Raw genomic sequence first — 21,505 nt, forward strand, 5'->3', positions numbered from 1 at the left:
ATACTCCTCCACATTGTTTTCAGTTTCAGTTTCAACCTGTTGGAACACGCCGCTGACAAAGTGAGTCATGCGGCGCGCTCTCATTCATTTGACGAAGGGGCGCAGCACGTCGCGGGCGAGCAGGAAACCGCGCTTCACCTGGTCGTCGCTGCCTTCAAATCGCCTGTCCTCGTGTTCGATGATGACGGATCCATCATAACCGGCGCGGTAAAGGCCGGAGAAGAAGCCGCTCCAGTCGACATCGCCCAGCCCCGGCATGCGCGGCACCTGCCAGCCTATGCCAGCCGAAAGGATTCCGCGCTCGTACAAACCATCATGATCAATCATCAGGTCCTTGGCGTGGACATGCAGCATGTAGGGGCCGAACTCCCTGATGAAGCGGGCCTGGTCGATCATCTGCCAGACCAGGTGCGAGGGGTCGAAATTCATGCCGACATCGCCGCCCCAGGTCTCCAGGATGCGGCGCCAGACCTGCGGCGAATAGGCGATGTTGTGCCCGCCCGGCCATTCGTCATGGCTGAAGATCATCGGGCAGTTCTCGAAAGCGAGCTTGACGCCGTGCCCGCGCGCATAGGCGACGATTTCGGGCCAGATCTTCAGCGCGTCCTGCCAGTTGACGTCGACCGTCTTGGACGCATCGCCGCCGCAGAAGGTGTTGACGACCGGCACGCCCATATTGGCGGCCAGCACGATCACCTTCTTCAGATGGCCGATGACCGCCTCGCGGTGCGCGGCATCCGGATGCAGCGGGTTGGGATAGTAGCCGAGGCCCGAGACAGTGAGGTTCTTCTGCGCCAGCGAGGCAACGATTTCCTTGGCCTGCGCGGGGGAGGTGCCATCCGCGTCGATGTGGCTGGTGCCGGCATAGCGGCGGGTCGCGCCAGATGTTTTCGGCCAGCAGGCGATCTCCAGCGCCTCGAAGCCGACGGAATTCGCCCAGCCGGCAACCTCGCCAAGCGGCGTCTGCGCGAACGGTGCCGTAAGCACACCAAGTTTCATCATGCCTCCCCTAAAGCCAGTGCCTATAATGCCGATTGTTTGGATCGCTTCAACCTCGCGATCTCATCTTGTTCAAGACTGTGCCTGACACCCGCCATCGGATCGTCCGACAGCAACGCGCCAAGCGCCGAGGTCACGGCCTCGCGGAAGGTAGCGTTCGCGGCGAGGCCAGGGTCGAAAATCGTGTCGATCGCGAGAATGGCGCAGGCCAGCGCCGGTGCATCGCGCCCGGTCATGTCCGCGATCTCGGCGACCTTGCCGGCATAGGGGTCCGACACCGGCCAGCGCTTGCCGAAGCGGGCCGAGGCCTGGACGAGGTAAGCCATCCAGCCGGCGACCGGCACCGACAGAAGGTCGATGCCCTGGCCCTGCCGCAAGCGGTCGCGGATCGGGTTGAGCAGACGCTGCACGATCTTCTGCGAGCCGTCGGTGGCGATCTGGTGGTTGCGGTGGCGGATCGCCGTGTTCCTCAGCCGGCCAAGGCTTTGCTCGACATAAGCCAGCGGCTCCATGCCGGGTACCGGCATCAGCGTCGGCAGCGTTTCCTCGACGAGCATGCGGTGCACGAAGACCGACAGCAGCGGGTCGGCGACGGCATCGAATGTGTGTTCAAGTCCGGCCAGCACGCCGAGGGTCGCAAGCGTCGTCTGGGCGCCGTTCAGCACCCGCATCTTGAGATGTTCGAACGGCGTCACGTCTTCGACGAAGGTCGCGCCGGCCAGATCCCAGCGCGGCATGCGGCCGGCGAATTTCTTCTCGATCACCCATTGCCGGAACGGCTCGCCGACGGCAACGGCGGCATCGCGGTAACCGAACCATTGTTCGACGCTGTCGAGATCGTCCTGGGTCACCGCCGGTGCGATGCGGTCGACCATGGCCGAAGGGAAGGCGGCGTTGGCCGCTATCCAGTCGGCCAGGCCATTGCCGCGCCGTTCGGCAAAGGTCCGCACGACATTTTCGAGGATGACGCCATTGGTCGGGATGTTGTCGCAGGAGAGCAGCGTCAGCTTCCGGCCATGCGTGGCGCGGCGCAGTTCCAGCGCCCGCGTCAATATGCCGGGCACGCTGCGCGGTGCTTGCGGGTTGGCGAGATCATGGACGATATCGGGATGGCCGAGATCGAGCGCGCCGCTGGACGGGATGTGGCAATAGCCCTTTTCCGTCACCGTCATCGTCACCAGTTCGATGTCGGGGGAGGCCAGCACGTCGAGCGCCGGCGCGGCGCTGTCCTGGCTGTCGACCACTTCGACGATGCTGCCGATGACGCGTGCCTCGACATGGCTGTTCTCGCGGATCAGCCGCGTATAGAGCCCGCCCTGACGGCCAAGCGTGTCGGCAAGGCGGGGCGGGCGGATGTTGATGCCGACGATGCCCCAGCGGTCGAACTGGAGCGAGAGCAGGTCGTCCGTGTATTCGGCCTGGTGGCAGCGGTGGAAGGCGCCAACGCCGAGATGCGCGATGCCGGGCGTCAACGCCGCCCGGTCATAGGACGGTGTCTGGACCGCGGACGGAAGCCGGTCAAGCAAGGCCGGCCCGAGCGTTTCCGGCGAGTTGGGAGCAGCGTTCACCGGTTCGCCCCGATCACCGACTGCTCCTGATCGATGACGGCGCCGGTCATCGGCCCGGCCGCGTCGGAAAGCAGGAAGACCGCGAGGCTGGCGATATCGCCCGGCTCGAGCAGCCTGCCGAAAGGCTGCGCGGCGTTGGCGGCGTCGAGCCAGCCCGGTCCATGGCCGAGCGTTTCGGACTGCATGGTGCGTTCGGCCGGCGTGTCGGTCCAGCCGACATTGATGCCGTTGACGCGGATGCGGTCGAAACGATGCGCGTTGGCGGCATTCTTGGTCAGCGTCGCCAGCGCGCCCTTGGTGGCGGAATAGACGGCAAGCTCGGGCGAGCCGCAATGGGCATTGATCGACAGGATGTTGACGATGGCGCCGCGCTCGCCGCGCTTCTTCATGTCGGCGATGGCCGCCTGCATCAGGAAGAAGGGCGCGCGCGCGTTGACGGCGAACAGCGAGGCCCAATCGTCGAGGCTGGCATCGAGGAAGGAGGCGCGGTCGGTCAGCCCCGCCGCGTTGACGAGACCGTCGATGCGGCCGAAGCGCTCGACGCAGGCCCGCGCCAAAAGGGCAGGGGTCGCCGGGTCTCCGAGGTCGGCGGCGACGAAGACTGCCGGCGTGCCCAGCCGCGAAAGCTCGGCCGCCACCGCATCGCCACGCGACTTCTCGCGGCCGGTGACCAGCAGCCCGGCCGCGCCGGAGCGCGCCAGCGTCTCGGCGATGGCGCGGCCGATGCCTTGCGTCGACCCGGTGACCAATATCACCTTGCCGTCGAGCCTGATCTCCATTCCTCCTCCCGGAACAAAGTTTCTATTTTTTGAAATATGGAACGACAATTCCCGATAGTCAATTGTGCCAGCACCACCTCATGTGCCGCGCTTTGCCGCGACGCCTTGGACCAGCGCCATGCCGACGGCCAGCGACGCCGCCAGCGAGCGGAAGCCGGCGAAGTCGGATTCCACCACCTCCAGCCAGCTGTCCGACAGCCGGATCAGCGGGCTGAACGTGCTGTCGGTGATGGTGACGATGCGGGCCTTGCGCTCATGCGCCACCGCGACGAGGTCGGGCGTGATCGAATTGTAAGGGCTGAAGGACACCGCCAGCACCGCATCCCGGCCGCCGATGCAGCCGACCTGGTCGAGCGCGGTGGAGCCGACATTGTCGACCAGCACGTTGCGCACGCCCTGCTGGGAGAGCGTCAGCGACAGATAGGTGGTGACAGGGAAGGCGCGCTTGGAGCCGATGACATAGATCAGGTCGGCGGCCGCCAGCACCTCCACCATCTTCTCGAAACTCCCGACGTCGAAGCCCGCCTCGACGCGGCCAAGCGAGGCCTGCGAGGCGCCGACCATGCCATGCAGGAAATGCAGGAGAGCATTGGGTTCGGCCTCGGTCCGAGGCTCGCCGCGCCCATCCGGCCACGACCCCTTGATGTGCTCCTTGAACAGGCCCTGGAAATCGGAAAAACCGGAATAGCCGAAGATCTGCGCGAAGCGCACCAGGGTCGACGGCTGCACGCCGGCCTGTGCGGCCACCTGGGCGATGGTGCCGAGCGCGACATCGCTCGGATGCTGCCAAAGGAAAATCGCCACCTGGCGCAGGCGCTTGGGGAAATGCACGGTACCGGACGACAGCACCGCGCGCAGCTCCTCATAGGTCTGCGGCTGGATATAGCCCAATGCCGCCAGCGAGCGCCCGCGCTTGCGCGTCGCCGCCTCGTCGCTGAGAGACCGTCCCGATGATTTGCCCGCCCCACTCATGATGTTCAGGCTAGCGCGGCACGATCGTATTACAATATGGAAATTGGAAATTATGTTCGAAAGTGGTAGCCGAGCTTGAGGCTTGGCGCGTCGCCAATGATCTGCCCGGAGGAAATAACATGGTCTACGCAACATCGGATGGGTCGGCGGGCAAGCGCCTGAGGGTCGGCATGGTCGGCGGCGGCCGCAATGCCTTCATCGGCGCGGTGCACCGGCTGGCGATGCGCCTCGACGACCAGATCGCGCTGGTGGCCGGCGCGCTGTCGTCCGACCCGGAGAACGCCGCCGCTTCGGCCGCCGAGATCGGCATCGCGCCGGAACGCAGCTATGCCGACTACCATGCCATGGCCAAGGCCGAAGCCGCGCGGCCGGACGGTATCGAGGCGGTGGTCATCGTCACGCCCAACCATCTGCATGCGCCGATCGCCACCGCCTTCCTCGAGGCCGGCATCGACGTCATCTGCGACAAGCCGCTGTCGACGACGCTCGGCGATGCCGAGGCGCTGGTGGCGCTGGCGAAGGCGAAAAAACGCCGCTTCGTCGTCACGCTGAACAACACCGGCTACGCCATGGTGCGCCAGGCGCGCGAAATGGTGATGGCGGGCGAGCTCGGCCGGATCGTGTCGGTGCATGGCGCCTATATCCAAGACTGGCTGACCAAGCCGATCGACGCCGAGGGCCAGAAGCAGGCGGAGTGGCGCACCGATCCGGCAAGGGCAGGGCAGTCCGCCGTCCTGGCCGATATCGGCGTGCATGCCTTCAACCTGGCGAGCTTCATCTCCGGGCGCGAGGCCGAGGCGGTCTCGGCCGACCTGTTCACCGCCGTGCCCGGGCGCCGGCTCGACGACAACGCGCATGTGCTGGTGCGCTGGACGGACGGGGCGCGCGGCACGATCCTGGCCAGCCAGACCTCGCCTGGCCACTACAATGATCTCTCCGTGCGCATCCATGGCGACAAGGCCGGGCTCGAATGGTCGGGTGGGCGGCCGGAGGAATTGCGCTTTTCGCCCTATGGCGAGGAAACCCGCACGCTGGTGCGCGGCGGCCACGGATCGACGGCGGAGGCGCGGCGCGTGTCGCGCATGCCGGCGGCGCACCCGGAAGGCTATATCGAGGCCTTCGCCAATTTCTATCGCGACGCCGCTGATATCATCCGCGCCCATCGCTCTGGCGGTACGGTCGATCCGGCACGCGCGGCACAGGTGCCCGACGTGGTCGATGGCGCACGGGGAGTGAAGTTTGTCGCGGCGGCGGTGGAGTCGAATGCCGCAGGCGGGGCCTGGACGGCGGCACGGTTTGGAGGATGACAGCGGATCTCTCGACAAGCGGGGAGATCACTCAGCCCAGTTGCTTCGCCAAGTCAGCCAGCATCGGGCGCTGCCCGGCAAGGATTTTCACCTCGGCCTCGGGCAGGCTGAACCAGCCGGCTCTGTCGACCTCGGGAAATTCCTTCATCGACCCGGATCGCGGCGGCCATTCCATGGTGAAGGTATTGCTGCTGATGGCGGCCACATCGATCCCGGTTGTGGTCTCGACGGACCAGGCGATGACGATCTTGCCGCCCGGCTGCCTGTAGTCGCCGAGGCGCGTGAAAGGTCCGCCGACCTTGATGCCTAGCTCTTCCGCGGTCTCGCGTTGCGCCGCGGCGAGTTCGTCCTCGTCTTCGCCGACCAGCCCCTTCGGGATCGACCAGGCGCCGTCGTCCTTCTTCGCCCAGAACGGGCCGCCGGGATGAACCAGAAGCACGCTGACATCGCCATCGCCTCGGCGATAAATCAGCAGGCCTGCACTGCGTTTTGCCATTTTTGTGTGTCCGTTTGCGGCGCCGGTGCGAAGTCGGCGCTCACCTGATTCTGCGTGGATCATGGGCGCCGGTCTTGCGCCGGGAGATTGCGACGTTATGTCAGGTGCATCCGCATTGCACCCCATTGCGGGGGCTTGCAATCTGACAGCATGGTTTGGGTTGCGTCGAAGTCAGGTGGGACGTCCGAAATGCAACTGGGTCTGATCGGCTACTACAGCGATTTCGTGGTTTATCCGCTGGTGATCGCCGTACTGGGGATCGCCGGGCTGATCGAGGCAGGCGAAGAGAGCGCCCCGGACTGGATCGGCACGGTGCTTATCTGCCTGGGCCTGTGGACGCTGATCGAATACGTCCTGCACCGCTTCGTCCTTCATCACGTTCCCTACATCAGGGATCTGCACGATCGTCATCATGTCGAGGAGCGCAGTTCTGTGGGCACGCCGACCTGGCTCAGTCTCGGTGTGCATGCGTTGATCGTACTGCCCGTTTGGATGCTCTCGGATTTCGCGATCGCCAGCGCGGTCGGTTGCGGGCTGATGCTGGGCTATCTCTGGTACATCAGCGTTCATCACATGATCCATCACTGGCATCCCTCGCATCCGAGCTACCTCTACACGCTCAAGCGCCGCCATGCCGTGCACCACCATATCGACGACACCGCCAATTTCGGTGTGACGTCGATTTTCTGGGACAGGGTTTTCGGCACGGCCCGGCTTTGAGGGCAGTAGGGCAGTAGGGCAGTAGGGCAGTAGGGCGGCCGTTCAGCGCCGCTTGCCGCGGCCGGCGGAGGACTTGGCGCCGCGTGGTCCTGTCCGCACCGGCGTGTTGTGCTGGTTTTCACCGGACAGTTTGCGCCAGCGGGCCAGGCGCTCGGGATCGAGCGTGCCGGCCTTGATGGCAGCCTGCACCGCGCAGCCCGGTTCGTGCACATGGGTGCAGTCGCGGAACTTGCAAAGTGGGGCAAGCTCGGTGATCTCGGCAAACAGCGTGTCGATGCCGTAGCCGACGTCGCTGACCTGCAGCGTGCGCATGCCCGGCGTGTCGATCACCCAGCCGCCGCCGGCAATGGCATGCAGCGACCGTGCCGTGGTGGTGTGGCGTCCCTTGTCGTCGTGTTCGCGAACGGCTCCGGTCTGCTGCGGCGATTGCCGCGCTGATCCGGCCAACGTGTTGACCAGCGTCGATTTGCCGACGCCGGAGGAACCGATCAGCGCCACCGTGTGCCCCGCGCCGCACCAGGCGGCGAGGGCGGTCGCGGCACCCGCTATGCGCGGGTTCAGCGTCACCGCGGTCAATCCGCGCTGCAGCGCGGCGGCTTGGCGCTGATACGCCTCGGCGTCTTCAGCCGTGTCGGCCTTGGTCAGCAGGATGACGGGTGTCGTTCCGGCCTCGTTGGCCAGCGCCAGATAGCGCTCGAGCCGCGCGATGTTGAAGTCGGCATTGCAGGAGGTGACGATGAACAGCGTGTCGACATTGGCCGCGGCCAGCTGCGGCACCCGGCCGCCCTGGGTGCGGCGCTCCAGAACCGTCTTGCGGGTCAGGCGACGCTTCACAAGCTGATCATGCGGCTCGACGAGCACCCAGTCGCCGACGGCATAGTCTCCGGTGGTGGCCTGCGGCGCCAGCGTCAGGTCGGTTTGCCCTGCCTGGGACAGGCCGCTCAGCCGGTCACGGTGGACCATGGCGATGCGGGTCGGGATCAGGCTTGCCTCGCCCAGTTCAAGCTGATCGGCGAAGAAATCCGACCAGCCAAGGTGGACAAGCGATGGTGACGAGGCTGGGGAGGAGGCCGTCAAGGCTTCGACCAAGGGTACGGCGTCGCGGACATCGGACAGTATCCCGGCGAGATGGGAGAGGCGAGGACCTCTCAGGATGCGCGATCCGCCCGAGAGGCTGTATGGGCGGCATGGCGCGGTTTGGCAAGCATTTCACGGCGACGGCCGGGCTTGGGTGGTCGTGTCATCACCTTTTCTGGTGCCCCGCGATAACTTAATCCAGTGTACTACGCTTTTGGCAGGGCGAGGTCTGTTGCCTCAGCGTGACATCTTTGCTTTCTCTGCTTCGAGTTCATCTGTTTTTCGAAGGATTCGGTAGTGGTACGAAAACCTAGCATGGACGCTCCAAAGTCTGCTCACCTAACCCCCGACGACATGCGACGTGGAAAGCGCCGCCTGGAGAAGCGCCTGGCCGAGGTTACGGAATTCGATCCCAAGACCCTTGATCAAAATGACCCTTGGGCCACAGTGCGACCATTGTCGACGTCGGTAGAAACCGCTCTTGACGAGACCTTTGGAAAAGGAAGTATCGAGTATAATCGGTATTTCCCGGCTTCTAAGTTCGATTGGCCGCTTATATTGGGAGGTGATGTTGCTTACCATGACAAGGTAAAGCATGTTGCGGAAGATCGAAATCGTTCTATTCAATTGCTGCAGGCGGCAATCCGTCTACTTGATGAAAGAATAGAGGAGGCGGCGGATCTATCTGGTGGGGAGCGGCTTCAGAAGGCTGTATTCGATGGGAATCGGTCAAACAAGATCTTTATCGTCCATGGCCATGATAACGGAACGAAGGAATCTGTCGCCCGTTTTGTGACGAGACTTGGTTATGAGCCTATCATTCTCCACGAGCAGGCCAATAAAGGGCGGACCATAATTGAGAAATTTCGAGACGAAGCGGACAGTATTGGGTTCGCTATTGTCCTTATGTCACCGGACGATGAGCTGGTATCGGGAATGAAACGCGCCCGCCAAAATGTAATCCTCGAATTGGGCTTCTTTCTTGGCCGATTGGGGCCCTCCAATGTGGCTGCCCTAGTAAGAGGTGATGTCGAAACCCCGAGTGATTTCGATGGTGTGATCTACACGAAGGTTGACGATTCCGGAATTTGGAAGGTTTTACTTGCGAAGGAACTGAAGGCGGCTGGATATTTGATCGATCTTAACAAGGCGCTGTAGCCAATCTGAATGAATTAAGTGAGCATAAACTGTAAATCGGAACGTACGATATCTCATTATCCGGCTGCAAGATGATTTACCTGTCAGGCGGTCTATTTCCATTGTGAAATTTCGACACTCAATCCTGTCAACTGTCTGGAGGCTGGTGTGCCCGTTGATAATGTCTTGCGTCGCCTCGGTGGTATTAGAAAGCAGTTGATGGCCAGCTACGAAGCAAGTGCACCTATGTCTGCTGCTACGAAAGGGCGTGAGCGCGAAACCTTTGTAGATGGATTTCTTAAGGATGTATTTCCACCAATTTACAGATTTGGTTCTGGCGATGTCGTGGACTTGGAAGGCAATCAATCAGGTCAAATAGATGTCGTTGTAGAGTTTCCCCTCGGGCCATCACTGCCCGCTGTTGGCAGTCCGCATCATCGACTCTATCTTGCTGAAACTGTTGCCGCGACCCTCGAAATAAAATCCGATATACAGGCGCAATGGAAAGAAGTTATTCACACTGCGAACTCGCTTTCAAAAATAAAAAGGAGCTCTCCCTCTGGCTTAATAATAGGATCTCGACCATCGCCTCGCATTCCTTTTATAGCTATTGGTTTCAAGGGATGGTCGCGTGCAGATATTGTCAGGCAGAAATTAGTTGATAATAGTGCTATTGACGCGATTTTGATTGTCGAACATGGAATTTTTGCTACCTCATCAGAGTTTGGTAGCTTAGCGGAAGTTGGCGAACAATCCGTTTGGCTTGCGATCTCTCTTCTATATGAATTTACTGGTCGTTTAATCTACTCAACATTCAATGGCGCGAATTATGCCGCAACTCCCAAGGTCGCCGATGCGCTTTCTCCGCCTCATCGCTCAGGAGATCAAATACTGCTAACTATGTAGTTTTGAGATTGCTGACATCTAGCGTCGGCCACCTACCGTAGCTGACGTTGGAGCTTTCTTCTGCTCACAGTTCCTTCTCCGCCAGTTCCCTGAATTCGTCGGGCACGGAGCGCGCCGCTTCCAACGCCACGGTGCCGTAGCCGACGGCCTGTTTGCCGAAGCGCTCGCGGATCTTGTCGATGGCGCGGTCGGCGCCGAAGCGGGCAAGGCCTTTTTTGCTGCCCGGCCGGCGCTTCTCGTCGGCGAGGCCGAGCGGCAGGTCGAGCTGCAGTTCGGCGCTCTCCTCCAGATGCGAAACCGAGATCGCCAGCAGCGAGATCGTCTTTTCCCGGGGATGATCGGCGAGCACGCCGCGCACCAGGTCCTGTGCGATCTCGGCCAGCATGGTGGTCGCGGAGATCGGCTGCTTTAGCGTGATCGAGCGCGTGACGGCGCTGAGATCGGCAAAGCGCACGCGCACCGTCACCGTGCGGCCGGGCCGCGCCTTGGCGCGCAGGCGGCTGGCGACGCGGTCGGCCAGGTGGAGCAAGGTGGGCACGATCACCCGCGCCACGGCGGGTTTCTGGCCAAGCGCCGATTGCGCGCCTGCCGAGTGTGCCCGGCGCCTGGTCTCCAGTTTTCTCGGATCGCGATTCCACGACAGGGCGGCAAGCTTTTCGCCGGCGGCGGGGCCGAGCAGCCGCGTCAGCGCGCCGCTATGCGTCCTGGCCAGCTGGCCGATGGTCTCCACGCCGATCTCGGCCAGCCGCGCTTTGGTCGCCGGGCCGACGCCCCACATCAGGGAAACCGGCAAATCATGCAGGAAGGCGAGCTCGGTGCCGGGATCGACCACCACCAGCCCGTCGGGCTTGGCGACCTGCGAGGCGATCTTGGCCAGATGCTTGGTGCGGGCCACGCCGATCGAGATCGGCAGGCCAAGTTCCGTGCGCACGCGGTGGCGGATCGCCGTGGCGATCTCTGCCGGTTGCCCGAACAGATGCGTGCAGCCGGCGACATCGGCGAAGGCCTCGTCGATGGAAATGCGCTCGACCACCGGCGTGAAATCGTCGAGCACCTTGATCGCCGCGTCGCCCAGCCGCTGGTAGTGGCTGAAATTGCCGCCGACGAAGATCAGCTGCGGGCAAAGCTCGCGCGCCTTGCGCCCCGGCATGCCGCCACGCACACCAAAGGCGCGCGCTTCATAGGAGGCGGCGAGCACCACACCGCCGCCGACCGCGATCGGCTTGCCGCGCAGCGATGGATCGAGCAGCTGCTCGACCGAGGCATAGAACGCGTCGAGATCGGCATGCAGGATGGTGGCTGTCGTTTCCATCCCGACCGCTCATCCGCAGTTGCTGATAGATGCGAACGAATAGAGAACAAAAGGTGATTTCTGTCAAGGGAAACCGTTTGCTGAAACCCGTTCCGATGAGGGAAGGAGGGGCGGCGCCTAGACAATATGCTCGGCCCGCAGCGCCGCCTTCCTCCGTTCCAGCGCTGGTGCGCCGCCGGCCGCCAGTTCGTCGGCAATCCGGGCTAGGTGGCCGTCGGCCTTGCGGTGCTTGCTGCCCCACGCGCCGAACGTGGCCAGCACCGGCAAAAGGTCGATGCCGGCCTCGGTCAGCCGGTAGATCGCCTTCAACCCATGGCTCGGGTCGTCGCTGCGGGTGAGGATGCCTTCGTCCTGCAGCGTCTGCAGCCGCTCCGCCAGCGTGCGCGAGGAGATGCCCTCATCGGACTGCAGGAACTCGCGAAAATGCTTTTTCCCGGCGAAGACCAAGTCGCGGATGATGAGCAGCGTCCAGCGGTCGCCGAGCAGTTCCAGCGACAGGCTGATCGGACAGCCGGATCTTTCACGCGTCGACATCTCTATGCTTCCATTTTTAAATCACTTTACTATTGACATCATTTTTGGCCCGCGTCAATGGTTCCAAAAGTAAAGCAATTTTCTTTGATCCCGCGGGGAGACGACGATGAAGAAGCTCATCCTTCAGATGCAGATGTCGGTCGACGGTTTCGTCGGCGCCTATGAGGATCATGGCTGGCAGCTCTGGGAATGGGGCGACGACAGCGCCTGGGACGAGGAGCTGAAGCGCGACTTCAACACCGTTTTCGCCGGCATCGACACAATCCTGCTCAGCCGCAAGATGGCCGAGGAGGGGTATCTGACCCATTGGGGCAATGCGGCGAAGAGGTTTCCGGCCGATCCGTTCCACGCCTTCGCCCAGCGCATCGTGGAGGCCCGGAAGGTGGTGCCGAGCGGCAGGCTGAAATCCTCGCGCTGGGAACGCACGGTGGTGGTCAGCGGCGACCTGCCGCGCGAAGTGACCGCGCTGAAGGCGGGCGAGGGCGGCGACATCGCCGTCTTCGGTGGCGCCGGCTTTGCGTCGGCGCTGATCGCGGCCGGGCTGGTCGACGAGTTCCAGCTGTTCATCAACCCGGCGGTGCTGGGCGCGGGACGCCGCATTTTCGAGCAGGGCGGTTTCCAGAACCTGCTCCTGCTCGGCTCGAAGGCCTATGCCTGCGGCATGGTGGTCAACCGCTACGCCCCGGCGCGGTGATCGGGTACGGCGAGGTTCCTAAAAAAACCGTTTGGCCAGAATCCTTTGCCCTCGCCTGTTCGTCTTCAAGGTGCGGTCGCCGGCGTGGCGGCCGCCTCAATCCCAGACGGAGAAGACGATGATCCTGGTGACAGGCGCCACGGGCCTGAACGGCAAAGCGATCGTGCGCGAGTTCGCGCGGCAAAAACACGAGGTGAGGGCGCTGGTTCGCGACCCGAAGCGGGCGTCCATGGCGGGGCTCGGCGGACTTGCCGGCGTCGAACTGGTCGAGGGCGACATGCGCCGGGCGGAAACGCTGGGCGCGGCACTCGACGGCGTCGACCGCGTGCTGATGATTTCGACCGCCGCCGAAGACATGAGGGAGACGCAGTGCCGTTTCATCGATGCCTGCCGGCAGGCCGGTGTCGCGCATGTGGTGAAGTTCTCCGGTGCCGAATCCAACATCGGCTACGACGCCACGAAGTTCCGCTTCACGCGCATGCATGAGGAGGTCGAGCGCTATCTGGAAGCGGCCGGCATGGCCTGGACGCATCTGCGCCCCAGCCAGTTCATGCAGGTGTACCTGCGCGACGCGCCGACCATTGCCGCCGAGGGGGCTTTCCACCTCGCGCTCGGCGACACCGAACTGTCGCCCGTCGATGTCAAGGATATCGCCAAGGTAGCCTTCCGGCTGCTGCGCGATGGCGGCTATGAAGGCGAGAGCCTCGACATGACCGGACCGGAAGCGCTGACCATGACCGGCATCGCGGCGCGCATATCGCAGGCGATCGGCAAGCCGGTCCGCTATGTCGATATCAGCCCCGCGGAGCGGCGGCGCAATTTGCTGGCCGCCGGCATTCCGGCCGGTTTCGCCGATGCGCTGGACGAGCAACTGGCCGAGCGGCTGCGGCGGCCGAAATCGCGGGTGCATCTGGCGACGCACGACATGTTCGGCGTGCGGCCGACGCCGTTCGTCGAATTCGCCCAACGCCACGCGGCCATGTTCAGAGGCGAGGCTTAGCCGAACTTCGGGAAAAAGCATCGGCGGCGTATCCTTTTTGCCCGCCCGTCCGTCTCTGCTTCTCGAAGGTCGCAGTCGGCGATCGGCAACCTCGGGAGACCATCATGGCGAGCACTGAGAGCGAGGCAAACAGGAACCACTACGCGGCGATCGCAGCCAATGCGGGCAAGCTGACCAGCCCGCAGGCGATCATCGACTACAACGACACGCATTGGACGGCGCTGACCGGCGAGCCGGGCGGTGTCGACTATAGCGAGGTGGATGCCGGCGGCGTGCCGGCGCTGTGGATCGTGCCGAAGGGCGCCGACGCGCGGCGCGTGCTGTTCTACGCCCATGGCGGCGGCTTCATCGGCGGTTCGATCTACACGCACCGCAAGCTGGTCGGCCATCTGGCCAAGGCCGTCGGCTGCCGGGCACTGGCCTACGATTATCCACTGGCGCATCAGGCCAAGCACCCGGCGCAGCTCGAGGCGGCGATGGCCGCCTGGAACTGGCTCATCGACCAGGGCGTCGACGCAAAATCGATCGCGCTTGCCGGCGATTCCTGCGGAGCGGTGCTGACCTATGGCCTCCTGCAGCGGCTGCGTTCGCAAGGCCGGCCGTTGCCAGCCGCCACGCTGATCATCTCCGGCTGGTTCGACATGGCACTGACCGGCGCCAGCTACGAGACCAACCGGAAGAAGGATCCAGCCTTCGCCAGGGAGGCCGTCGACTGGCTGGTGACCAACTTCATCGGCGACCGCGACCGGCTCGATCCGGAGGTCAGCGCGCTCTACGCCGACTTGAGCGGCTTTCCGCCTGTGTTCCTGCAGGCCGGTGCCGACGAGGCGCTGGTCGACGAAAGCCGCATGTTCGCCGAGCGCGCACGGCAGGCGGGCATCGAGACGCGCCTCGATGTCTTCGACGGCATGCTGCACTCCTTCCAGATGATGGCCGGCCGGGCGCCGGAGGCCGATGACGCGATCGGCCGCTTCGCCGCCTGGGTGCGGCCGAGGCTGGGCCTGCCGGATGCCGTCGCCATGGCGACCGGCGAAAGGGCGGCGTGACCATGCGCCGGCTGGGCTTGGCGCTTGTGGAAGTGCCGCGCTTGCGCGATGTTGCGGTGACGTTAGAGCAGTTCGCCGTTTCACGGAAACGGCGAACTGCTCTAACTCTTTGTCTTGACGCAATTCCCAAGGGCAAGCGCTACGCGCTTGTCCCGGGAAAACCGCTACACACTTTTCCTGGAATTGCTCTAAGCGACGTGCCGCGATGAACCAGCAGATCCGCGCATCCCGTGAAACGAGGCAAGGCATCGAGCCGCGCCTCGATCCCGAAGGCCTGTTCGACCTGCGCTACAGGGCATTCCTGGAGACGGTCTCGCATTTGCGCGTCCGTCTGCACCGCTACTGCGCGCGCATGACCGGCTCGGCTCTCGACGGCGAGGACATCATGCAGGAGGCGCTGTTCGAGGCCTACCGCAAGATCGCGCTGCTCGACGATGCACAGGCATTGCGGCCATGGCTGTTTCGTATCGCCCATAACAGGTGCATCGACTTCATCCGCAACCGCCGCACGCGGCTCAAGGCCGAAGCCTCCTATGCCAGCGATGAGATCGTGCTGCCGGTCGAGCCCGCCGGTGCGGGCGCCGGCCGCGCCATCGAGCGGCTGGTGGTGCACCTGCCGCCGAAGGAGCGCGCCTGCGTGCTGCTCAAGGATGTCCTCGACCATTCGCTGGAGGAGATCGCCGACCTGGTCGGCTCGACATCGGGCGGCGTCAAGTCGGCGCTCAATCGCGGCCGCGCCAAGCTCGCCGCTCTTCCGGCGCAACCGGTCGCGGCACCCGCGCACGACCCGGAACTGGAGCGGCTGCTCGGCCGCTATGTCGAACTCTTCAATGCCAGGGACTGGGACGGGGTGCGGGCTCTGACCAGCGCCGATGCCCGGCTGCGGGTTTCGGACTGCTACAATGGCCTGCTCTCGCGCTCGCCCTATTTCATCGAATACGAGCGCGGCGAGCCCTGGCGCATGCGGCAAGATGCGATCCAAGGGGAGGCCGTTCTGGTCGTCGACAGGCCGCGGGGCCAGGCATGGCGGCCGGCCTATCTGGTGCGTATCCATGCCGACGGCGGCGTCATCGATCGCATCGCAGACTATTATGCCTGCCCCTGGATCCTGGAGATGGTCTTCGCGGACGGATGACGGACCGATCCGGCCCGCGCCCTATTTCATCGAGTCGGCGGCCGCCAGAATGACATCGGCCACCTCGCGCGGCTTGGAGAGCATCGGAACGTGGCTGGTCGCAAGCTCGGTCACCTCGGCGCCGATCGCCTTGGCCATCGCAGCTTCAGCCGCCGGCGGTATCATGCCGTCGTGGCTGGCGACGATGTAGAAGCTCGGCCTGGTCTCGTAGGCGGCGGCCGTCAGCTTCTCGTCGAAAATACCGGCAAAGGTCGGACCTTGCGTGGCTGCGATCAGGCTGATTTCACTCGGCGGCAGGTCCTGCGCGAAATATTTGGCGACGCCTTCGGCGCTTAGCCTGACATAGCCGCCGCTATCGGCTTCCAGGGCGCTTGCCCAGGGCAGCGGCGGCTGCCCCTTGCCAAGATCGTTCACCGACACGCCCTTTGGCGGCGCGAAGGCGGCGACGTAGACCAGCGCCTTGACCTTGTCGTTCACGCCCGCCTGACTGATGACGACACCGCCCCAGGAATGGCCGACCAGGATGACCGGCCCCGGCTGGGCATCGATGACCCGCCTGGTTGCGTCGACATCGGCGGCCAATGAGCTCAACGGGTTCTGCACCGCCACCACATTGAGCCCCCTGGCCTCCAGCAAGGGGATGACCTTGCTCCAGCTCGAGCCGTCGGCAAAGGCGCCATGCACCAGCACGACCGTTTTCTTCGGCGCGCCGGCCGCCGAGGCCGGCGCGGCCATCGCCATCAGGACGGCGGCTCCCGACAAGAGAAGATGCGACAACGACATCGAATGGCTCCATTTTTGTCGTGACGACGGGCCGCCTTTGCTGGCGGCAACCCATCCGCTTGGTTTCATGAGATCGGTTTCAGCAGGCCCCAGACGATCGCCGGCCGGTTGTCACCTGGCGAGGAAATCGGTGATGAGCTTGACCGTGGCATCCGGGTTTTCTTCCATGATCCAATGGCCGGATGCGGGCACGATGGCGCCCGTCACGTCCGACGCGACGAACCGCAGGATGTCGGCCTGTGACGTGCCCGCCGATTTCTCCGCGCCGACTGCCAGCACCGGCATGGGCAGCTTGCCGCCGGCGGCAAGCATCGCCTGGTTGTCGACGGCGTCCTGGTCGAATGCCTTGAACTGCTCGAAAGCATCATGCATGGCATGCGGCCGCGCATAGAGTTTTGCGTAGTGGACGCGCGTCGCCTCGTCGATCTTCTTCGGGTCGGCCGACAGTTCGTTGTAGAAGCGGTCGAGATAGATGCGCTCGCGGCCCGCCACCAGCCGCTCCATGTCGGGGCCGCGGAAGTTGAAGTGCCAGAGCAGCGGGCTTTGCTTGATCTTGTCCCAGTCACCTATGCCCGGCAGCGGTGCGTCGATGACAACCCATTTCGTGATGCGCTTCGGATATTGCGCGGCCAGCGCATAGCCGACCATGTTGCCGATGTCGTGCGTCACCAGGTCGGCCTTGTCGATCTTCAGCGCATCCATCACGCCGGCGATGTCGACCGCCTGGTTCTTCTTGGCGTAGCCGCTGTCCGGATGCGCCGAAAGGCCCATGCCGCGCAGGTCCGGCACGATCACCGTGTGATCCTTCATCAGCTTTGTCGCCGCCGGTGCCCACATGTCGCCGGTATCGCCGAAGCCGTGCAGCAGGATGACCGCGGGCCCTTGTCCGCCGACGCGCACATGCAGGCTGGTGCCGTTGGTCTCGATCGACTGGGTCTTGAAGCCCGCCGGAAACGGGATCACGCGCGCCGAGGCCGGAGCGGCGAGTGACAGCAGACCAAGCACGATAACCAAAGGACGAAACATGATGCATTACCCCGAGCTTTTGTGGCCGCCGTATCGCGGTCCTTCGAACTATGGCACCATGTCCTTGATTTCGTTAGGCGCCGGTCGCCTGATTGTGAATTCGGGAACGCCGAACAATGCTAAAGCTTGAAGCCGCCGCCGCGTTTGTCGCCGTCGCGGAATCCGGTTCGATCAGCGAGGCGGCCAGGCGCATGAGCCTGTCCAAGTCCGTCATCAGCGAGCGGCTGTCGGAGCTCGAGCGCAGCCTCGGCGCAAAGCTGCTGGACCGCACCACCCGCAAACTCTCGATCACCGAAGCGGGGCGGGGTTTCTACGAACGCGCCAGGCGCATCATGCAGGAGGTGGCCGATGCCAGAGCCGAAGTCGCCGAACATCGCGGCGAACTGGCCGGGCCGCTCAGGATATCGGCGCCGACCAGTTTCGGCATCCTCCATCTCGGCCCCGCGCTGTATGGTTTCCTGGCCAGGCACCCGGGGATCGAACTGACGCTTGATCTCGACGATCGTTTCGTCAGCATGGTGGCAGATGGTTACGATGCGATCGTGCGTCACGGGCCCGTCGTCGATGACGGACCGGTCATCGTCAGGAAGCTGGCTTCCAGCGCGCGATTCCTGGTGGCCTCGCCGGACTACATCGAGCGGTTCGGACGACCCGCGACCACCGACGACCTGAAACGCCACAAGGGCATCATCTATTCCATCCGGGGCGCCGCCGACTGGCGGTTCAAGATTTCGCGGCGGCTGGTGACGATCCGCCCGCAAACCGCGCTGCGCGTCAACAACGGGATATTGATGCGCGACGCCGCTCTTGCCGGCCTCGGCCTGGCATTGCTCCCCGCGTACTTCATCCAGACCGAGATCGCCGACAAGCGATTGACGGTCGTCGATGTCGGCGCCGAGCCGCAAGGCGCCACCATCTATATCGCCTATCCCGAGGATAGGCGCGGATCCGCCAAACTGCGCGCGCTCACCACATGGCTGCGCGACGCCTTTGGCGATCCGCCCTATTGGGAGGCTTGAGCGGCGCTCACCTGGCATCGTGAAAAATGATGCCGACCGTGTGGCGCATGCCCGAGCGCAGCCGGCTGACGCCGTGGCGCAGGTTGACGCGGTAGTTGCCCTTGGTTCCCTGCACCGGCCGGTTGTGGACGGCGAAGGCCACCGCATCGCCCTGGCGCAACGGCACCACCTCGACCCGGCTCTGCATGCGCGGCCGCTGTTCGGTCAGCGCGAACTCGCCGCCGGTGAAATCCTCGCCCGGTTCGGAGAGCAGGATCGCCATCTGCAGAGGGAAGGCGAGGTCGCCATAGAGGTCCTGGTGCAGGCAATTGAAGTCGCCGGGCACATATTGCAGGAGAAGCGGCGTCGGCCGCTCCTGGCCGGCGGCATGGCACTGGTCCAGAAACCCGGCATGGGTGCGGGGATAGCGCAGGGCGATGCCCATGCGCTCGTTCCATCTGTTGGCGACCTCTGCCAGCCTTGGATAGAGCGCGCTTCGCAGGCCGCCGACGAGGTCGGGCAAGGGATAGCGGAAGTAGCGGTATTCACCCTTGCCGAAACCGTGCCTGGCCATGTGGACATGGCTGCGGAAATGCTGCTCCTGGGGGTAGAGGCCGGCGATCCGCCGGCACTCCTCGGGCGAGAGCAGCTTTTGCATCACCGCGCAGCCGAAGCCGTCGAGTTCGGCGGCAAGGGCCGGCCAGTCGTAGCCGGCGATGCGGGTCTCCGCGGCTTCGACCACGGATGCGGCGACCTTGGCATGGGCGTTCATATCGCGGCCTCCTTGTCCAGCAGCGCGCGCTTGCGCTCGATGCCCCAGCGGTAGCCCGACAGCGTGCCGTCGGCTCTGACAACACGATGGCAGGGAATGCCGAGCGCGATCGCGTTGGCGGCACAGGCGAGCGCCACGGCGCGGGCGCCGTTCGGCTGGCCAAGGCGCCGGGCAAGCGCGGTGTAGGTCATCGTGGCGCCGCACGGTATGGTGCGCAGCACTTCCCACACCCGTTGCTGGAACGGCGTGCCGTGGCGCATGTCGAGCGGCAGGTCGAGGCCGGCGGCGGGCGTTTCGACGAAGCGCGCTATTGCAGCAAGATCGTCACGCAGCCCCGGTTCGTCTTTGACCAGAACCTTGCCGGGGAAGCGGTTGGCGAGATCCTGCTCCATTGCCTTGGCGTCGTCACCGATCAGGATGGCGCAGACGCCGATGGGGCTGCGAGCGGCCAGGACTTTGCCGATCGCGGATTGGCCGATGGCGTAGGCGATGGTGTCGATGTGCGCCGTCGGTTCGGTCATGTGGGTTTGCATGATATTCATTGCCTTCACTCCTTTGTCTGTGCCTGAACCCTAGCCATGTGCCGGCGCGCGCCCACTCCGGTGCTTGCTTTCAAATTCAAATCTTCGAGGGGCTAGCGATACCAGGGTAATCACCCTACGGCGCCCCCCTCTGTCCTGCCGGACATCTCCCCCACGGGTGGGGAGATTGGCAGCTTTGGCGCCTCCGCTCGTCCCGCGACGTTGAAATTGGCGAAGGCCGTGATGACAGCCAATCTCCCCCCTTGTGGGGGAGATGTCCGGCAGGACAGAGGGGGCGCCGTAGGGTGCTGAGTGTGCTTATCCCACACGCGTGACGGACACCTCGCCGAGCACGAACACTTCGCCGCTCAACAGCCGCAGCTCGATCTCGTCTGTCGCGGTGCGGCTCCACTCCGCCCTGCCGCTGTCGACCAGCTCAACGATGGCGGCCAACACCCGCGACTTGGCGTCTTCCGGGCGGCTGACCGCGATCTGGCGGTTTGCGCCGGCGGTGGAGGACCTTGCCATCGCGCGCATCGCCGATCCTCGTCAGGCCCGTGAAGGCCGGTCGGCCCTGTCGGCCGCGGTCGCCGTCCCATCGGCCTCGCGGTCAAGAAGCGCGCGCCGGCGCTCGGCGCCCCAGGCATAGCCTGAGAGGGCGCCGTCCTTGCGGATCACGCGGTGGCAGGGAATCGCGACCGCATGGGCGTTTGCGGCGCAGGCCCCGGCGACGGCGCGGGTTGCCCTGGGCGAGCCGATGCGTTCGGCGATCTCGGCGTAGGACACCGTGCTGCCGACCGGGATATCCCGCAAGGCCCGCCAGACACGCTGCTGGAACGCGGTGCCGCGCACGTCGAGCGGCAGGTCGAGGCCGAACCGTGGGGCCTCGACGAAGCCGACGACGCGGGCGACCAGCGCCTCGTAGGCGCGGTCGCCGCCGATCAGCCGCGCCCTGGGGAAACGGTCCTGCAGGTCGCGCACCAGCGCGTCCGGATCGCCGCCGAGCAGGATCGAGGCGACGCCCTTGCGGCTCGACGCGACCAGTATGGTGCCGAGCGAGGTCTCGCCGACGGCGAAGCGGATATCCTCGTTGGCGCCGCCGGCGCGGTAGCGCGTCGGCGTCATGCCGAGCATGCCGGTCGATTTCTCGTAAAAGCGGCCGCTTGAATTGAAACCGGCATCGTAGATCGCGGCCGTCACGCTGGCGCCGTCCTCCAGCCCCTGGCGGACCCGGGCGGCGCGGTGCGCGGCGGCATAGTCCTTCGGCGTCAGCCCGGTGATCGCCTTGAAGACGCGGTGGAAATAGCCGGGGCTGCGGCCGGCGGCATCGGCGAGTTCGGCGAGCGAGGGCTCTTGCTCGCCCTGTTCGATCCTGCGGCAGGCATCGGCGACCATCGCGGCATTGCCGGCCTCGAGCGATTGACCATCCGGCTTGCAGCGCCGGCAGGCGCGAAAGCCGGTCGCCTTCGCCTGAGCCAGCGTGTCGTGCAATTGCACATTGGCGGGGTTGGCCTGCCGCGACGGGCAGGAGGGCCGGCAATAGACGCCGGTCGTCGCCACCGAATACCAGAATTCTCCGTCCGCCGTTTTGTCTCGCGCAACGATGCGCGCCCAGCGTGGGTCGTCGGCCACCGCCAGCGGCGTCGATTTCAGATCTCTTTGCAGCGTGATGAACATGCGGCATTGAAGCCCGCCTGGGACCGGCCCCGCCACCCGTTTCCTG

Annotated in this window: 23 protein-coding genes; 9 read left to right on the top strand and 14 right to left on the bottom strand. The window is 64.5% G+C overall.

Translation table 11 applies throughout. The features are described 5' to 3' along the window. Positions 1-84 precede the first annotated feature (84 nt). The 4 genes from EB230_RS15030 to EB230_RS15045 all read right to left on the bottom strand — a co-directional run bounded on the left by EB230_RS15030 (position 85) and on the right by EB230_RS15045 (position 4,318). A complete protein-coding gene (locus EB230_RS15030) occupies positions 85-1,002 on the bottom strand; it encodes a sugar phosphate isomerase/epimerase (protein WP_246738963.1) in 918 nt (305 codons plus the stop codon). A 20-nt stretch (positions 1,003-1,022) separates the two neighbouring features. Continuing rightward, positions 1,023-2,567: a mannitol dehydrogenase family protein gene (locus EB230_RS15035; protein ID WP_056571347.1), complete on the bottom strand. Its 1,545-nt coding sequence runs from the start codon at positions 2,565-2,567 to the stop codon at positions 1,023-1,025. Further along, positions 2,564-3,346, bottom strand: a complete 783-nt coding sequence (locus tag EB230_RS15040; RefSeq protein WP_056571349.1) for an SDR family oxidoreductase — start codon at positions 3,344-3,346, stop codon at positions 2,564-2,566. The genes EB230_RS15035 and EB230_RS15040 overlap by 4 nt, the downstream gene beginning before the upstream one ends. 78 nt (positions 3,347-3,424) lie before the next feature. After that, a complete protein-coding gene (locus EB230_RS15045) occupies positions 3,425-4,318 on the bottom strand; it encodes a MurR/RpiR family transcriptional regulator (RefSeq protein ID WP_056571352.1) in 894 nt (297 codons plus the stop codon). A 119-nt stretch (positions 4,319-4,437) separates the two neighbouring features. On the opposite strand from EB230_RS15045, the gene EB230_RS15050 reads away from it, so the two are divergent. Continuing rightward, the gene (locus EB230_RS15050) at positions 4,438-5,625 is read left to right on the top strand and encodes a Gfo/Idh/MocA family oxidoreductase (protein ID WP_056572115.1); all 1,188 of its coding nucleotides are present in this window, start codon (positions 4,438-4,440) and stop codon (positions 5,623-5,625) included. 31 nt (positions 5,626-5,656) lie between these two features. Here EB230_RS15050 and EB230_RS15055 read toward each other — a convergent pair whose 3' ends face one another. Beyond that, positions 5,657-6,121, bottom strand: coding sequence for an NUDIX domain-containing protein (locus EB230_RS15055; protein WP_056571354.1), 465 nt, complete (start codon positions 6,119-6,121; stop codon positions 5,657-5,659). 189 nt (positions 6,122-6,310) lie between these two features. Between EB230_RS15055 and EB230_RS15060 the strand changes: the two genes are divergently transcribed. Continuing rightward, a complete protein-coding gene (locus EB230_RS15060) occupies positions 6,311-6,841 on the top strand; it encodes a sterol desaturase family protein (protein WP_056571356.1) in 531 nt (176 codons plus the stop codon). Between the two features lie 42 nt (positions 6,842-6,883). Here the strand turns inward: EB230_RS15060 and rsgA are convergent, their stop codons facing one another. Beyond that, on the bottom strand, positions 6,884-7,918 hold the full coding sequence (gene rsgA, locus EB230_RS15065; protein ID WP_244494078.1) for a ribosome small subunit-dependent GTPase A: 1,035 nt from the start codon (positions 7,916-7,918) through the stop codon (positions 6,884-6,886). A 315-nt stretch (positions 7,919-8,233) separates the two neighbouring features. On the opposite strand from rsgA, the gene EB230_RS15070 reads away from it, so the two are divergent. Beyond that, positions 8,234-9,076, top strand: a complete 843-nt coding sequence (locus tag EB230_RS15070; protein WP_056571360.1) for a nucleotide-binding protein — start codon at positions 8,234-8,236, stop codon at positions 9,074-9,076. Positions 9,077-9,274: 198 nt separating this feature from the next. Further along, the gene (locus EB230_RS15075; RefSeq protein ID WP_156394417.1) at positions 9,275-9,961 is read left to right on the top strand and encodes a DUF6602 domain-containing protein; all 687 of its coding nucleotides are present in this window, start codon (positions 9,275-9,277) and stop codon (positions 9,959-9,961) included. Between the two features lie 64 nt (positions 9,962-10,025). Here EB230_RS15075 and dinB read toward each other — a convergent pair whose 3' ends face one another. Then, entirely contained in the window at positions 10,026-11,273 is a 1,248-nt protein-coding gene (gene dinB, locus EB230_RS15080; RefSeq protein ID WP_172372961.1) for a DNA polymerase IV, read from the bottom strand. A gap of 117 nt (positions 11,274-11,390) precedes the next feature. Then, positions 11,391-11,807, bottom strand: a complete 417-nt coding sequence (locus EB230_RS15085) for a helix-turn-helix domain-containing protein (protein WP_172372963.1) — start codon at positions 11,805-11,807, stop codon at positions 11,391-11,393. A 106-nt stretch (positions 11,808-11,913) separates the two neighbouring features. Between EB230_RS15085 and EB230_RS15090 the strand changes: the two genes are divergently transcribed. The 4 genes from EB230_RS15090 to EB230_RS15105 all read left to right on the top strand — a co-directional run bounded on the left by EB230_RS15090 (position 11,914) and on the right by EB230_RS15105 (position 15,682). Further along, positions 11,914-12,501 (top strand): dihydrofolate reductase family protein, encoded by a 588-nt coding sequence (locus tag EB230_RS15090; protein ID WP_172372965.1) that lies wholly within the window; start codon positions 11,914-11,916, stop codon positions 12,499-12,501. Between the two features lie 118 nt (positions 12,502-12,619). Continuing rightward, positions 12,620-13,501 carry an SDR family oxidoreductase gene (locus tag EB230_RS15095; protein WP_172372967.1) on the top strand — a complete coding sequence of 294 codons (882 nt, stop codon included), beginning with the start codon at positions 12,620-12,622 and terminating at the stop codon, positions 13,499-13,501. Between the two features lie 104 nt (positions 13,502-13,605). Continuing rightward, positions 13,606-14,547: an alpha/beta hydrolase gene (locus EB230_RS15100; RefSeq protein WP_056571376.1), complete on the top strand. Its 942-nt coding sequence runs from the start codon at positions 13,606-13,608 to the stop codon at positions 14,545-14,547. Positions 14,548-14,752: 205 nt separating this feature from the next. Next, entirely contained in the window at positions 14,753-15,682 is a 930-nt protein-coding gene (locus EB230_RS15105) for a sigma-70 family RNA polymerase sigma factor (RefSeq protein WP_172372969.1), read from the top strand. A 21-nt stretch (positions 15,683-15,703) separates the two neighbouring features. Here the strand turns inward: EB230_RS15105 and EB230_RS15110 are convergent, their stop codons facing one another. After that, a complete protein-coding gene (locus EB230_RS15110; protein WP_172372971.1) occupies positions 15,704-16,465 on the bottom strand; it encodes an alpha/beta hydrolase in 762 nt (253 codons plus the stop codon). 111 nt (positions 16,466-16,576) lie between these two features. Next, positions 16,577-17,491, bottom strand: coding sequence for an alpha/beta hydrolase (locus EB230_RS15115; RefSeq protein WP_172372973.1), 915 nt, complete (start codon positions 17,489-17,491; stop codon positions 16,577-16,579). Between the two features lie 116 nt (positions 17,492-17,607). Between EB230_RS15115 and EB230_RS15120 the strand changes: the two genes are divergently transcribed. Continuing rightward, positions 17,608-18,510 (top strand): LysR family transcriptional regulator, encoded by a 903-nt coding sequence (locus EB230_RS15120; protein ID WP_056571388.1) that lies wholly within the window; start codon positions 17,608-17,610, stop codon positions 18,508-18,510. 7 nt (positions 18,511-18,517) lie between these two features. Here EB230_RS15120 and EB230_RS15125 read toward each other — a convergent pair whose 3' ends face one another. The 4 genes from EB230_RS15125 to ada all read right to left on the bottom strand — a co-directional run bounded on the left by EB230_RS15125 (position 18,518) and on the right by ada (position 21,459). After that, the gene (locus EB230_RS15125; RefSeq protein ID WP_172372975.1) at positions 18,518-19,261 is read right to left on the bottom strand and encodes a 2OG-Fe(II) oxygenase; all 744 of its coding nucleotides are present in this window, start codon (positions 19,259-19,261) and stop codon (positions 18,518-18,520) included. After that, a complete protein-coding gene (locus EB230_RS15130) occupies positions 19,258-19,803 on the bottom strand; it encodes a methylated-DNA--[protein]-cysteine S-methyltransferase (protein ID WP_056571394.1) in 546 nt (181 codons plus the stop codon). The genes EB230_RS15125 and EB230_RS15130 overlap by 4 nt, the downstream gene beginning before the upstream one ends. 297 nt (positions 19,804-20,100) lie before the next feature. Further along, entirely contained in the window at positions 20,101-20,310 is a 210-nt protein-coding gene (locus EB230_RS15135; RefSeq protein ID WP_246738964.1) for a hypothetical protein, read from the bottom strand. A 21-nt stretch (positions 20,311-20,331) separates the two neighbouring features. Next, a complete protein-coding gene (gene ada / locus EB230_RS15140; protein WP_172372979.1) occupies positions 20,332-21,459 on the bottom strand; it encodes a bifunctional DNA-binding transcriptional regulator/O6-methylguanine-DNA methyltransferase Ada in 1,128 nt (375 codons plus the stop codon). Positions 21,460-21,505 lie beyond the last annotated feature (46 nt).

It is taken from the genome of Mesorhizobium sp. NZP2234, assembly GCF_013170765.1.
GTDB lineage: Bacteria > Pseudomonadota > Alphaproteobacteria > Rhizobiales > Rhizobiaceae > Mesorhizobium > Mesorhizobium loti_D.